Source organism: Streptomyces sp. BK340 (assembly GCF_007827595.1).
Taxonomy (GTDB): Bacteria; Actinomycetota; Actinomycetes; order Streptomycetales; family Streptomycetaceae; genus Streptomyces.
In genome coordinates this window covers 231135-244462 of record NZ_VISR01000001.1, presented here as the reverse complement: position 1 = coordinate 244462, position 13328 = coordinate 231135, and the positions used below count along the sequence as shown (strand labels likewise).

At 72.2% G+C, this 13328-nt stretch carries 14 protein-coding genes; 6 read left to right on the top strand and 8 right to left on the bottom strand.

The genetic code is table 11. From position 1 onward, the window contains the following. Window position 1: 1 nt before the first annotated feature. The 3 genes from FB157_RS01185 to FB157_RS01175 form a co-directional block, all read right to left on the bottom strand. Window positions 2-1945, bottom strand: coding sequence for an ABC transporter ATP-binding protein (locus FB157_RS01185; protein ID WP_145875014.1), 1944 nt, complete (start codon window positions 1943-1945; stop codon window positions 2-4). Between the two features lie 289 nt (window positions 1946-2234). Further along, on the bottom strand, window positions 2235-2675 hold the full coding sequence (locus FB157_RS01180; RefSeq protein WP_391336489.1) for a hypothetical protein: 441 nt from the start codon (window positions 2673-2675) through the stop codon (window positions 2235-2237). Further along, window positions 2660-3298 (bottom strand): ATP-binding protein, encoded by a 639-nt coding sequence (locus FB157_RS01175; RefSeq protein ID WP_145875012.1) that lies wholly within the window; start codon window positions 3296-3298, stop codon window positions 2660-2662. Before FB157_RS01175 ends, FB157_RS01180 begins: the two co-directional genes overlap by 16 nt. A 221-nt stretch (window positions 3299-3519) precedes the next feature. On the opposite strand from FB157_RS01175, the gene FB157_RS01170 reads away from it, so the two are divergent. Continuing rightward, complete coding sequence (locus FB157_RS01170) at window positions 3520-4380, top strand: helix-turn-helix transcriptional regulator (protein WP_145875010.1); 861 nt, start codon at window positions 3520-3522, stop codon at window positions 4378-4380. Continuing rightward, window positions 4381-4635 (top strand): DUF397 domain-containing protein, encoded by a 255-nt coding sequence (locus FB157_RS01165; protein WP_145875008.1) that lies wholly within the window; start codon window positions 4381-4383, stop codon window positions 4633-4635. Window positions 4636-4679: 44 nt separating this feature from the next. On the opposite strand, the gene FB157_RS01160 is transcribed toward FB157_RS01165, so the two are convergent. Continuing rightward, entirely contained in the window at window positions 4680-6101 is a 1422-nt protein-coding gene (locus tag FB157_RS01160; RefSeq protein WP_145875006.1) for a PLP-dependent aminotransferase family protein, read from the bottom strand. A 47-nt stretch (window positions 6102-6148) separates the two neighbouring features. Here FB157_RS01160 and FB157_RS01155 point away from each other — a divergent pair, with 47 nt between their 5' ends. After that, window positions 6149-6709: a carboxymuconolactone decarboxylase family protein gene (locus FB157_RS01155; RefSeq protein WP_145875005.1), complete on the top strand. Its 561-nt coding sequence runs from the start codon at window positions 6149-6151 to the stop codon at window positions 6707-6709. Window positions 6710-6736: 27 nt separating this feature from the next. Here the strand turns inward: FB157_RS01155 and FB157_RS01150 are convergent, their stop codons facing one another. From FB157_RS01150 to FB157_RS01140, 3 genes are all read right to left on the bottom strand, one after another. Then, window positions 6737-8224 carry a glutamate synthase subunit beta gene (locus tag FB157_RS01150; protein WP_145875688.1) on the bottom strand — a complete coding sequence of 496 codons (1488 nt, stop codon included), beginning with the start codon at window positions 8222-8224 and terminating at the stop codon, window positions 6737-6739. Window positions 8225-8409: 185 nt separating this feature from the next. After that, window positions 8410-8889 (bottom strand): DUF1772 domain-containing protein, encoded by a 480-nt coding sequence (locus FB157_RS01145; protein ID WP_145875686.1) that lies wholly within the window; start codon window positions 8887-8889, stop codon window positions 8410-8412. Window positions 8890-9051: 162 nt separating this feature from the next. Continuing rightward, window positions 9052-9744 (bottom strand): DUF2293 domain-containing protein, encoded by a 693-nt coding sequence (locus FB157_RS01140; RefSeq protein WP_145875003.1) that lies wholly within the window; start codon window positions 9742-9744, stop codon window positions 9052-9054. Window positions 9745-10037: 293 nt separating this feature from the next. Between FB157_RS01140 and FB157_RS01135 the strand changes: the two genes are divergently transcribed. Together FB157_RS01135 and FB157_RS01130 are read left to right on the top strand one after the other, a co-directional pair. Continuing rightward, window positions 10038-10670 (top strand): uridine kinase, encoded by a 633-nt coding sequence (locus FB157_RS01135; RefSeq protein WP_145875001.1) that lies wholly within the window; start codon window positions 10038-10040, stop codon window positions 10668-10670. A gap of 57 nt (window positions 10671-10727) precedes the next feature. Beyond that, window positions 10728-11141: a PPOX class F420-dependent oxidoreductase gene (locus tag FB157_RS01130; RefSeq protein WP_145875000.1), complete on the top strand. Its 414-nt coding sequence runs from the start codon at window positions 10728-10730 to the stop codon at window positions 11139-11141. 4 nt (window positions 11142-11145) lie between these two features. Here the strand turns inward: FB157_RS01130 and corA are convergent, their stop codons facing one another. Beyond that, a complete protein-coding gene (gene corA, locus FB157_RS01125) occupies window positions 11146-12273 on the bottom strand; it encodes a magnesium/cobalt transporter CorA (protein ID WP_145874998.1) in 1128 nt (375 codons plus the stop codon). A gap of 204 nt (window positions 12274-12477) precedes the next feature. Between corA and FB157_RS01120 the strand changes: the two genes are divergently transcribed. Further along, the gene (locus FB157_RS01120; RefSeq protein WP_145874996.1) at window positions 12478-13272 is read left to right on the top strand and encodes a methyltransferase; all 795 of its coding nucleotides are present in this window, start codon (window positions 12478-12480) and stop codon (window positions 13270-13272) included. Window positions 13273-13328: the final 56 nt, after the last annotated feature.

Here is a 13328-nt window from a genome sequence, read left to right as displayed (position 1 = left end):
CTCAGGCCGGCTTCGGGGCCGGCACCTTCGCCGTGAACTGCTCCGCCTGCAGCGCGTACAGCTCCGCGTAGACACCGCCCCTGGCCAGGAGTTCCTCCGGAGTGCCCGACTCCACAAGCCGCCCGTGCTCCAGCACGTGCACCAGATCGGCATGGCGGACCGAGGCCAGCCGGTGGGTGATCAGAACGACCGTCTGACCGCTGCCCGCCAGCGCCCGGATCTTGTCGAACACCTCCAGCTCGGCCCGCGCGTCCAGCGCAGCCGTCGGCTCGTCCACGATCAGGATGCGCCCGCGCCGGTAGGCCGCCCGGGCGATGCCGAGGCGCTGCCACTGGCCGCCGGACAGCTCGTGGCCGCCGCTGAAGTTGCGCGCCAGCAGCGTGTCCAGGCCGCGCGGCAGATCCGCCACCACCTCCTCGGCCCCCGCCTCGGCGATCGACGCGGTCAGACGTTCCTCGGTGAGGGGCGCGGAGGAGCGGCCGACGGCCACGTTCACCCGTGCGGTGAACGGCCAGCGCTTGAAGTCCTGGGCCACCATCGCGACGCGCTCGGCGAGCAGCCGCCGGTCGGCGCTCGCGGCGTCGACACCGTCCCACAGGATCCGGCCCCGGTCCGGTGTGTAGAGACCCGCGAGCAGCTTGACCAGGGTGGTCTTGCCCGAGCCGTTCTCGCCGACGAGCGCGATGATCCGGCCGAGCGGGAGCGTGAGGCTCACGTCGTCGAGGGCGGGGTGGGACGCCTCACCCGGATAGCCGAACGTGACGTTCTCGAACCGGATCTCGCGTGGCTCCTCGGGCAGCGGCAGGCCCCCGGCCGGGATCGCACGCTCGGCCGCCTCGGTGTACAGCCGCTGCAGATCGCCCACGAACAGGGCCTCCTCGTGCAGCTCGTTGATCTCCAGCACCAGCGTGTCCAGGCTCGCCGATCCGGTACGGATCGCGATCACCGCCGTACCGGCCACGGACAGGGCCATCGCGCCGCCCAGCAGCAGCGCGCCCAGCGTGGCGTACGTCGCGACGGTCGCGAGCCCCGTCCAGGCGGCCGCGACCAGGCCGGTCCGGGCCGCCAGCCGGGACAGCCGGGCCTGCTCCGCCTCGGCGGTCTCCGACATGGCGCGGAAATGCCGCAGCAGGAACGGGCCGACGCCGTGCACCCGGATCTCCGGCGCCGCGGCGGGCTCGGTGAGCAGGTTGCCGATCAGATGGCCCGCGCGGGCGTGCTGCACCCAGGTGTGGAAGGACTCGTAGCGGCGGCGGGCGTTGACCAGGGCGCCCCAGGCACTGGGCAGGGTCATGGTGACCAGCAGCGGCAGCAGTGCCGGATGCAGCACGGTGAGCACACCGGCCGCCGCGATCAGGGAGATCACCGCGTTGACGACCCGGGCACCGATGGAGATCATGCCGCGGGCGGACCTGGCGCCGTACTGGGCGGTGTCCAGCAGTTTGTGGAAGGCGTGGTCCTCGATCGCGGCCAGCTCCACGTTGGCCGCCCGCTCCAGGTACAGCTCGGTGGCCACCCGCTCCACCTTGGGCTCCAGCCGTCCGGTGGCATAGGTCGAAGCGGCCCGCAGCAGCGCCGCGACCAGCATCACGGCGGCCACGACGGCCAGGGCGGGGGCGGCCGCGCGCAGCCGCTGCGCGATGTCGGGCCCGGCAAGCAGCTTCCCGAGTGCGCTGTTCACGGCCAGCAGGCTCACCGCCTGGGTCACGCCCCGGGCGAGCTCGGTGGCCAGCACGACCCGGGCCGCCCGCGGGTCCGCCCGGCGGGCCAGCCGCAGGCTGGACGCCAGCATGCCGGGCAACCGGACCACCATCGCCCGGAAGCTCAGCTCCAGAAAGGCCTCCGCGTGCTCGTTCCACCCCATGTCGTACCGCAGCGGCCCCCCGAACAGCAGCTGCTCCGACCCCGAGACCTCGGAGCCACCCGCCTCGCGCTTCTCTCCCACCGTGCCCCTCCACCGCGGCCCATGACCGAACGGCCACTATCGCGGGCGGACCGGCGGCGGGGCAGGGCGCGAGAGGTGGCACCGGGGGCGCGTAGGGGGTGCGGCGGTGGCGGGCGTGCGGCGGTGGCGGGCGTGGCCGTCGGGCCGGGACGCGGGGCCGGGACCTGACGTGACGCTGTTGCGTCGGGCGAGCGAGGAGGTGCCGGTCAGAAGGAGGTGCTGGTCAGGAGGAGGTGCCGGTCAGGAGTCCCGGCCTCGCCTCACCCCGTCGGCCGAGCCCGGCGCAGCCTCACGCAGAGACGGCTCGGGACCAGTCCGGGGTGGTCCCCGTCACCCGGCACAGAGCCAGGTAGAGGGGGATCGGCGGGGTGTAGGGGACCGTGCCCTCGGGGCGGTGGATCAGGCGGGCGGTGGCGGGGACCAGGGCGCCGGGGGCGTACTGGGCGGGGGCAGGCCAGGGGAGGGCGTAGTCGGAGTCCGACGGGAGGATCCACCACCAGTGGGTGCCGTCGGCGTACACGCAGCCCACCCGGGGCAGCCGCGGGACGATCAGAGGTCCGAGGCGGTCGGGTACGGCCACGGCGTCACAGCCCAGCGGTGACGTCATGCCCTCCGGCACCTGCAGACGACGGACCGTGGCCGGCGTGTGCTGCCGGCGTCCGAGGCGGACCAGGGTGTCCAGGCCGAGCGGCCGGCCGGAGTCGTCGGCGCCGCTCACGGCTGTTCCCACGCTTGCCGCTGCTTCGGGGCCCGGTACCGGGCCTGTGCCTCTTCCTCCTCGCCCGGACCGGGCGGCGGGCCGTCCGGCTTCGGGCGGGCACCCCAGCCCAGGTCGTTGCGGGGTTCCACGGTGCCGAGGGCCGCGTCGGTCTGACGGGCCAGCTCGGCCCAGACCAGCAGCCCCGGCCCGTGTTCCTGCGCACCCCAGGCCTGGCACAGCGCGTCGACGAGGAGCAACCCCCTCCCGTGCTCCTCATCGGGGCGCTGCGGGGAGGGGTGGGGCTCGCCGGGCGCACAACCCTCGTCACGCACGGCTATGCGGACCATGTCGTCGTGGTCGTGCAGCTCGCACACGACGCGACTGCTCGCGGTGTGCACGATCGCGTTGGTGACCAGCTCGGATATGACGAGGGCCGCGTTGTCGCAGGTGTCCGCGCACACCGACCAGCCGGTCAGCCGGGCACGCGCCAGGCGTCTCGCCTGGGCGGGGGAACCCGGATGTGCGGCCAGCTCGAAGCGGAACCGGCGCTCGGCAGCGCCCCCACCGGGGGCTGCTCCCGTTGCCGCACCTGGACCAAGGCGGTCTGCGGCGGCGTCTGTTCCTAAGGGCGCGGACGGAATCACGCTTGCCACTATCTCCCCGGCGTGGACACTTGGCAAGTGTCACTCTGAAAATTGCAGAGTGCTGTGTGACTCGGTCAACCGCCGTGGCACACTGCTCGCAACAGCACCTCGAGCGGCGCCAATTGGGACCGTCGTCGATCCGGCCGGATCTTCGAATGAGTCTTCGAACGGCGCCGCAGGGCTGTCGGGATTCTTTTGCCGGAGCGGACTCTTGTGTCGGAGGTGGGAGCGTGAGCGAGCCGCGGTCCGCGCCGACCGTGGGCCAGGTGGTCCTCGGCCGACGCCTGCTGGACCTGCGGGAGCGTGCCGGGCTGAAGCGCGAGGAGGCCGCCGGTGTGCTCCGCGTCGCCCCCGCCACCATCCGCCGTATGGAGATGGCCGAGGTCGCCCTCAAGATCCCGTACCTGCAACTGCTCCTGAAGGCCTACGGAGTTCCCGAGGCCGAGGCCGACCTCTTCGTCCAGCTGGCCGAGGAGGCCAACAAGCCCGGCTGGTGGCAGCGTTTCCACGACATCCTGCCGGGCTGGTTCTCGATGTACGTCAGCCTGGAGGGCGCCGCCGCCCTCATCCGCTCCTACGAGCCGCACTTCGTCCCCGGTCTGCTGCAGACCGAGGACTACGCGCGCGGCGTGCTGAAGTCGGGTGCCATCGGCCAGACCAGCCCCGACGACATCGAGCGCCATGTCGCGCTGCGCATGCAACGCCAGGAACTGCTGACTCGTACCGACGCCCCCCGTTTCTGGGCGGTGATGGACGAGACGGCCCTGCGCCGCCCGGTCGGCGGCCCGGAGGTGATGCGTACGCAGATCGAGAAGTTGCTCGAGGCCACGACGCTGCCGAATGTGACGCTCCAGGTCGCCCCGTTCGCCAACGGGCCCCACCCGGGGACGTACGGACCCTTCGTCCTGTTCCGATTCGCCATGCCGGAACTCCCGGACATGGTCTACAGCGAGTACATGACCGGCGCCGTCTACCTGGACGCGCGTTCCGAGGTGGCGACCCACCTGGAGGTCATGGACCGCATGGCGGCGCAGGCCGCCACGGCACAACGCACGAAGGAGATCCTCCAGGATCTCCGCAAGGAGCTGTGAATGGATCACATAGAGCCGCGCACTCGCGTCTACAACGGCATGCCCGCGCGTGAGTTGGGCAGCGAGGGGTGGCACAAGCCCTGGAGCGGCGGCAACGGCGGAAACTGCCTGGAGGCGATGAAGCTCGCCGACGGCCGGATCGCCGTACGGCAGTCGACCGACCCCGACGGACCGGCGCTGATCTACACCACGGACGAGATGACCGCGTTCATCGAGGGCGCCAAGGCGGGGGAGGCCGACTTCCTGCTCTCCTGAACTGCCTGATGCCTATTGCTTCTTGCTCGACCTGCCCATGACTCTCACCCGGGTGGCAGCACCCCGCACAACGCCTCCAGCGCCGCACCGTAGGCGTGTTCCGGCGGCGTTGCGTACCCGACCACCAGGCCGTCGGCCGCCGGCATCCGCGTCTGCGGGTGCCGGAACGCGGCCAGTCCGTCCAGGGCGACCCCCTGCCACGCGGCCGCCTTCACCGCCGACCGCTCGGTGCCGGGCGGCAGCCTGAGCACGGCGTGCAGCCCGGCCGCGATGCCGGTCACCTCGATGTGCGGCGCGTGTGCGGCGAGCGCCGCGACCAACCGGTCACGGCGGCGCCGGTACGACTGCCGCATGCGCCGTACGTGACGGTCGTACGACCCGGAGAGCACGAAGTCCGCGAGCGCCAGCTGATCCGGCACGCTCGCCCACGCCTCCCGCTCCCCCTTGGCCGCGAGCACCGGCCCGACGTACCGCTCGGGCAGCACCATCCAGCCCAGCCGCAGTGCCGGTGACAGGCTCTTGCTGACCGAGCCGATGTGGATCACCCGCTCCGGGTCGAGCCCCTGGAGCGCGCCGACGGGTCTGCGGTCGTACCGGAACTCGCCGTCGTAGTCGTCCTCCAGAACCACCGCCCCCCGCGCGCGTGCCCAGTCGATCACCGCCGCCCGGCGTTCCGGATGCAGCGGACCCCCGGTCGGGAACTGGTGCGCGGGCGTGAGCAGCGTGGCCCGCTCCCGCCCCAGCTCCGCCACCCGCGCCCCGTGCTCGTCCAGCGCGAGCGGTACGGTCCGCACTCCAGCCGCCGCGAGCAGCCCGCGGTGGAAGTCCAGGCCGTACGCCTCCACGGCCAGCGGACCGCGCAGCACACCTCCGCCGCCCTGCCCGAACAGCAGCCGCAGGGCGTGCGCGAAGCCGGAGCAGATCACGATCCGGTCCGGTTCGGTGCGCACCCCCCGCGCGCGTGCCAGATAGTCCGTGAGCGCCTCCCGCAGCTCGCGGCGCCCGGCGGGGTCGCCCGGCCCGAACGCCTCGCTGGGTGCCGCCTGCAACGCCCTGCGGTACGCGGCCGACCAGGCCGCCCTCGGGAAGGCCGAGGCGTCCGGGGTGCCCTGCCGCAGATCGTGCCGCGGCCCACGCGCGCGTGGAGGTGTCTTCTCGGGCACGCGCTCGGCGTGCCGCAGGGGCTCCGCACGCTCGGCGACCCGGGTGCCCGAGCCCTGCCGGGCGGTCAGCCAGCCCTCCGCGACCAGCTCCGCGTACGCGTCGGCGACGGTGTTGCGGGCCACGCCCAGGTCGGCGGCGAGCGAGCGGTACGGCGGCAGCCGGGTGCCCGGCGCCAGCCGTCCGCTGCGCACGGCCTCACGCAGCGCCTGGATCAGCGCCGCCCGCCGACCGCCCGGCCCGGACAGCTCCAGGTGCAGGTCGGCGCCGATCCGCTCCGCTGAATTGACCCATGAATCCACCATGAAAATGCACCCTACAGCCGGTCTTTCAGAGCCATAGGTTTGAACACATGACGACGACGAACACGATCGGCACCGCGACCACCACCCCCGCTGCCACCCAGGCCGCCGCCCCCGCGCCCGCCCCTGCCGCGGCCACCGACGCGGCCGAGGCGGCCCGCACCCGCCTGGACTTCGCGAAGGCCGCCCCGAAGGCCTTCCGCGCCCTCATCGGCTTCGACGCCGCCGCCCGTGCCGGCCTCGAACCGGCCCTCGTCGAACTGATCCAGATCCGTGCCTCGCACCTCAACCACTGCGCCTACTGCCTCCACATGCACACCAACGACGCCCGCAAGGCCGGCGAGAGCGAGGACCGGCTGCACATGGTCGCCGTCTGGCGAGAGGCCCGGCACTTCTTCACCCCGAAGGAGCAGGCCGCTCTCGCCCTGACCGAGGCGGTCACCCTGGTGGCCGGCGCGGGCGTCCCCGACGAGGTCTACGCCCAGGCCGCCGCCCAGTTCGACGAGGCGGAACTGGCCCAGGTCCTGGCCCTGATCCTCACGATCAACACATGGAACCGGGTGGCGCTGGCGACCGGGAAGGTGGCGGGGACGGACGAGAGGCGCCGCTGACGCCCGCAGGCCGCAACTCCCGCTTCCTCACACGGACATCGGCCGGTCATGCGCAGATATCGGCGACGGCAGCCGTGAACTTCCCGTCAGGTAACGGTCCACGGCCGCCGCCACCGCCCGCCCCTCCGCGATCGCCCACACGATGAGCGACTGTCCACGCGCCGCGTCCCCGGCGGCGAACACGCCGGCGACGTTGGTCGCGAAGCCGCTGTCGCGAGCGATCGTGCCTCGTGGCTCCATCAACAGTCCCAACTGGTCGACCAGGCCGTCCTCCCGGTCGGGCCCGGAGAAACCGAGGGCGAGCAGCACCAGGTCGGCGGGCAGTGTCCGCCCGGTGCCCTGCACCGGCTGCCGCCGCTCGTCCACCTCGACCAGGTGCAGCGACCGCACGTGCCCGCTGTCGTCCCCGGCGAAGCGGAGCGTGGACGCCGCGAACAGCCTCGCGTCCGCGTCCGCCGCCGGAGCCGTCCGCAGGTCCCGCGCCTCCTCGTGCGCGGCGGACAGCCGGTAGAGCTTCGGGTACGTCGGCCACGGCTCGGCCTCCTCGTCGCGCTCGGTACCCGGCTGCGCGTAGATGTCCAGCTGGGTCACCGACGCGGCCCCCTCGCGCACCGCGGTGCCCAGACAGTCAGCTCCGGTGTCGCCGCCACCCACGATCACCACATGCTTTCCGGCCGCGGACAGCGGCGAGGCCTCCAGATCCCCCGCGCACACCCGGTTGGCCAGCGGCAGGTACACCATCGCCTGGTGTATCCCGGTCAACTCCCGGCCCGGCACCGGAAGCTCCCGCCAGGCCGTCGCACCCGTGGCCACCACCACCGCGTCGTAGCGGGTCCGCAGATCGTCCGCCGGGACATCCCGCCCGACCACCGTCGACGTACGGAACCTCGTCCCCTCGGCCCGCATCTGGGCGAGCCGCCGGTCCAGATGCCGCTTCTCCATCTTGAACTCGGGGATGCCGTACCGCATCAGGCCCCCGATCCGGTCGTCCCGCTCGTACACGGCGACCGTGTGCCCGGCCCTGGTCAGCTGCTGCGCCGCGGCGAGCCCGGTCGGCCCGGAGCCGATCACCGCGACGGTCTTTCCCGACAGCCGGTCCGGAGGCCGCGGCGGGGTGAAACCCTCCTCCCACGCCCGGTCGGCGATCGCGCACTCGACGTTCTTGATGGTCACGGCCGGCTGGTTGATCGCCAGCACGCACCCGGCCTCGCAGGGCGCCGGACACAGCCTCCCGGTGAACTCGGGAAAGTTGTTCGTCGCGTGCAGCCGGTCGCTCGCGGCCCGCCAGTCCTCGCGGGAGACCAGGTCGTTCCACTCGGGGATCAGATTGCCCAGCGGGCAGGCGTCGTGGCAGAACGGGATGCCGCAGTCCATGCAGCGGTCCGCCTGCTTGCTGACGATCGGCAGCAGCGCTCCCGGGACGTAGACCTCGTCCCAGTCCCTGACCCGTTCCTCGACGGGCCGCCGCGGCCACTCCTGGCGCGGCGTGGTCATGAACCCCTTGGGATCGGCCATGGTCGTCTTCCTCGCGTACGTGTACCGGAGGTACTCGATGTACGACGGGCCGTGCGTCATCGGGCGGCACTCTTTCGGCCACGATACGTCCACCCCGACCCGCACGCAGAGTGGCCGACAGCGCTTTCTGAGCGGTTTTCCTCAGCTCCCGGCCCGCCGCCTCCCCGATCCCGTACAGGACAGGCTCAGGCGAGGGCCAGCACGTACACGACGGCGGCCGCGGCGGAGGCGACCGTGCGGACGTGGTTCCAGACCGTCCACTCGCGCACGTACCGCGGCCAGTACGCCGTGGCCTCGGGGCTGCCCGGGGCCATCCGGGCCAGCCTGTCGTTGCGGGGCACGTTCGCGACCATGGTCAGCCCGAAGGAGCCGAACAGATACAGAGCGCTGCCCAGCAGCAGCTCCGCCTTGCCCGCGTCGGGCCACACCACGAACGTCACCACCGCGGTCGTCGCGCACAGCGCCGCCGAGCCCATGAACACCAGCATGAAGGCGGGCCGCACGGCCGCCACGTTGATCGCCTTCATCGCGGCGACGCCCTGCGCCGCAGGCAGCGCGGCCAGCCCGCGCATCACGAAGGTCGAGAACCCGCAGAACACCCCGGCCACCAGCCCGGTCCCCAGCACACCCAGTACGGCCAGCACGAAGAACGGCCCATCGATCACGTTCACACCCCACTTCCAGCTCCTCCCGGGCCGAGACCCGGCTTCATCGCTCCCCTCCAGTCAAGGCGCAGCACGCCGAGGCGACCATGGCCGAGGGACGCGGGCGCATTCGCGAGCGTCCGGCCCCGCTGCGTGTCCGGCCCCGCTCCGTGTCCGGCCTCCTCAGCCGACATCGGCCTCCTCTGCCCACCCCCGCAGCACGCTCTCCACGCCCGCCGCGATCCGCCACCGCGCCTCGAACCTCGACGCCCCGCTCATCAGCAGCTGGTCGTACGGCGTGTCCACGTGCCGTACGGCTGCCACGACCGCCGAGATCACCGCCCCCTCCGTCAATGCCCGTCCTGCCGCACTGCGCCCGACCCGCCCGCTGCCCCGCGCCGACGCGTGCGCCGCGATCGCCCGGGCGCGGTCGGCCGGGCACCCCGGAAACAGCCGTAGGATCTCCGCCGCGAACGCTGCCGTGAACCGCTCGTCCTCCGCCGCCCTGCGCCGGGCGTCGCGGGCCCGCCGCCGACGCCTCGCCTCCGCGTCCGCCAGGCACCGTGCCTCGGCCCGGGCGAGTGCCGCCTCCTCCACGAGAACGCCCTGCCGTTCGTACCGGCTCCTGCGCCGGTTGAACCGCACGACCACCACCGACAGCGTGCTCTCCTCCCTCGCCCGGCGGGTCAGCGCGGTGTCGCCCCGCGGCAGGAACACCAGGTGCCCCAGGTCGGCACAGTGGAGGCAGCGCGGTGCCCCGTCCTCCAGCACGAGCAGTGGGAGCGGACCACGCCGACACCCCGCGCAGCGCTTGCTCCGCAGCGGCTGGACGGCGACAAGTCCACTGGGTACCCGGGGAGTTGACGAAGGTGCCATACGCCCTTCTTTCCCCGTCTCCGCCCACCGCTCCCACGCCCGACCTGCCGCAGCCGCTCCTTCTCCCCGATGCCGAAACCGACACCCGCGTACGGATGCCGCACCGGCGTGGCGACACTTCCGACCGGCGCGGTGCCCGTCGCCCGCCCTGCCGGCCTCGCCACCGCTTTCGGTATCCGCCGACGGCCAGTGGTGTGCGCCGGCGACCTGGGCCCGGGGCCGGACGGCCGTCCCGGTTGCCGTCGCCGCCCCTGCCATCCCTCCCGGCCGACCCCTCCCGGCATCATGGGGCTGTGCGACTCGAAGCGATCACCTGGGACCGGCTCGCCGAGCTGCTCGCCGACCGGCTGCTCGAGCTGGATCCGGCCGACGGGGGCGCCTGGCCGCGCGTCGGCTTCGACGGGGCGCCGGCCGCCCGTCCGGTGGACCTCGCCGAGCGCGTCGCCGAGGCGCTGCGCGTACGCGGCCGGCCGTCACTCGTCGTCGGCGCCGAGGGCTTTCTGCGCCCTGCGTCTCTCCGTCTGGAACACGGGCGACGGGACGCGGAGTCGTACTACGACGGCTGGTTCGACACGGGTGCGCTGTGGCGCGAGGTCTTCGGCCCACTCGACCCCGGTGGCAACGGCCGCGTGCTGCCCGACCTGTGGGACCCGGTCACCGACCGTGCCACCCGCAGCCCCTACGTCCAACTCCCGCCCGGCGGGATCCTGTTGCTCCATGGCCCCCTTCTCCTGCGGCACTGGTTCCCCTTCGACCTGACCGTCCACGTCCTCCTTTCCCAGGGCGCCCTGCGCCGTCGTACCCCGGAGGCCGACCACTGGACGCTCCCCGCCTTCGAGCGCTACGAGGGCGAGACCGACCCGGCCGGCACGGCCGACGTCCTCGTGCGTGCCGACGATCCTCGCCACCCCGCCTGGAGCGGCTGATCCAAGCGGTCGGATCAACCCCCTTTACATGCACGCGCATGTAATTAGAGTGGGGTCATGGCAATCCCCTCCGGCGCTCCCGTCGCCTTCGACGACTCCGTCCGTGCCCTCCTCGACGGCAAGAACTTCGCCGGCGTCGCCACCCTCGGCCCCGACGGCGCCCCGCAGAACTCGGTGGTCTGGATCAAGCGCGAGGGTGACACCGTGCTCTTCTCGTCCACCGAAGGCCGTCAGAAGGTGCGCAACCTCCGCCGTGACCCGCGCATCAGCCTGACCGTCTTCGATCTCGCCAATCCCTACCACTCCGCCGAGATCCGGGGCGTCGCCGAGATCCTGCCGGACGAGGGCAAGCGGCTCCCGCACGAGCTGTCGCACAAGTACCTCGGCATCGACCCGCCGGCCGAGAAGGACGACGAGGTCCGCGTGATCATCAAGATCGTCCCGCGGAAGGTCGTGGCCTTCTCGGCGTGAGAGGTCACAGCCAGCCGTTGCGCCGGAAGCCCCGGTAGAGCACGAGACAGGCCGCCGCCATCACGCCCATCACGAGCGGATAGCCGAACCGCCAGTGCAGCTCCGGCATGTGGTCGAAGTTCATGCCGTAGACCCCGCACACCATCGTCGGTACGGCGATCACCGCCGCCCAGGCCGTGATCTTCCGCATGTCCTCGTTCTGTGCGACCGTCACCTGCGCGAGGTGTGCCTGCAGGATGGAGTTGAGCAGTTCGTCGAACGCGGCTATCTGCTCCTTGGCCCGCATCAGATGGTCGAACACATCCCTGAAGTACGCCTGTATCTCCGCGTCGATCACACGGATCGGCCGGGTCGCCAGATCCTCCACCGGGCGGGCCAGCGGCACCACCGCCCGCTTCAGTTCGAGGAGTTCACGCTTCAGCTGATAGATGCGCCCCGGGTCGGCCCGCGCACCGTTCTCCGAGAACACGTCCGTCTCGACCTGGTCGATGTCGGCCTGCACCGCGTCCGTGACGGTCAGATAGTCGTCCACGACGTGGTCGGCGATCGCGTGCAGCACCGCCGCCGGCCCCTTGGCGAGCTGCTGCGGGTCCGCCTCCAGCTCCTCGCGCAGCGGGCCGAGCGAGCCGTGCCGCCCGTGCCGCACCGTGATGACGAAGTCCTCGCCGACGAACACCATGATCTCGCCGGTGTCGACCACCTCGCTCGTCGCCGTCAGCTGCTCGTGTTCCACGTAGCAGACGGTCTTGAACACGGCGAAGAGCGTTTCCCCGTACCGCTCCAGCTTGGGGCGCTGATGGGCCTCCACCGCGTCCTCCACCGCCAGCGGGTGCAGGTCGAACAGTTCGGCGATGCCCGCGAACTCGCTGTCCGTCGGCTCGTGCAGCCCCAGCCAGACGAACCCCTCGCCGCTCTTGCGCACCATCTCCACTGCGTGCACCAGGTCGGTGCACCCGGGCACCCGGGTGCCGTCCTGGTACGTCACGCAGTTCACCACGGAGGAACCCAGCGGTGACCGGGCGGGGTGGCTCAGGTCCACGCGCGGCCGCCGCCGGGCCAGCCGCGCCACCTTGCGCAGGCTGCCGACCCTGTCTAGCCCCGTGACCTTCCGCAGATTCCCTGCCATGGACATCTGGATCTCCTCGCGTGGATCTCCTCGCACAACGCCTTCGCGCCTTGCCCGGCCAGTGTGCCAGCCCGGTGCAAAGTGCGGGTAAGCCTGTGGGAACAGTCCGTTCCGCTTTGTTCCCGCCTGTGGACGGAGCGCCGGTCGGTACAACCGGTTCGAGTGAGCCGCACGACTTCGAGTGAGCCGGGCGACTGCGATGATCGCGGCATGACGCCATCCGACGGGTACCTCCTGAACAACCGGCAGGACGAGGCGGGGGAGCGCTTCGGCGCCTTCGCCTCCCTCTTCGATCCGGTGACGTTCCGGCACCTCGAAGGGGTCGGGGTCGGCCCCGGTCGTCGCTGCTGGGAAGTGGGGGCCGGCGGTACCTCCGTGGTGTCCTGGCTCGCCCGGCAGGTCGGACCCGCCGGCCAGGTCGTGGCCACCGACATCGACACCTCGCGGCTCGCCGCCGTGGCCCGCCCTCCGGTCGAGGTCCGCGTCCACGACGTGGGCGCGGACGAGCCGCCGGGCGACGGCTTCGACCTGGTGCACGCCCGGCTGGTCCTCGTCCATGTCCCGGACCGGGAAAGGGCGTTGCGCTCCATGGTCAGTGCGCTGCGGCCCGGCGGAATGCTGCTGATCGAGGACGCCGACCCGGCCCTTCAGCCCCTGATCTGCCCCGACGAGCACGGCCCCGAGCAGCGGCTCGCCAACCGCCTTCGGCAGGGCTTCCGCAAGCTGCTCGCCGACCGCGGCGCCGATCTGTCCTACGGCCGCAAGCTCCCGCGTCTGCTCCGCGAGGCCGGGCTGCATGACGTGGCTGCGGACGCGTACTTCCCCGTCACCTCGCCCGCCTGCACAGCCCTGGAGTCCGCCACGGTCCGCCAGATCCGTGGCCGGCTCGTGGCCGCAGGCCTCGCCACCGACGAGGACATCGACCGCCACCTGGCCAACGTGGAGGCGGGTGGCATGGACCTGGCCACCGCGCCGATGATCTCCGCGTGGGGGCGTAAGGGCTGAGTGCCGACGAAGCCGGCCGCGTCGCACGGCGGCGGCAATGATCCAGAAGACGATGG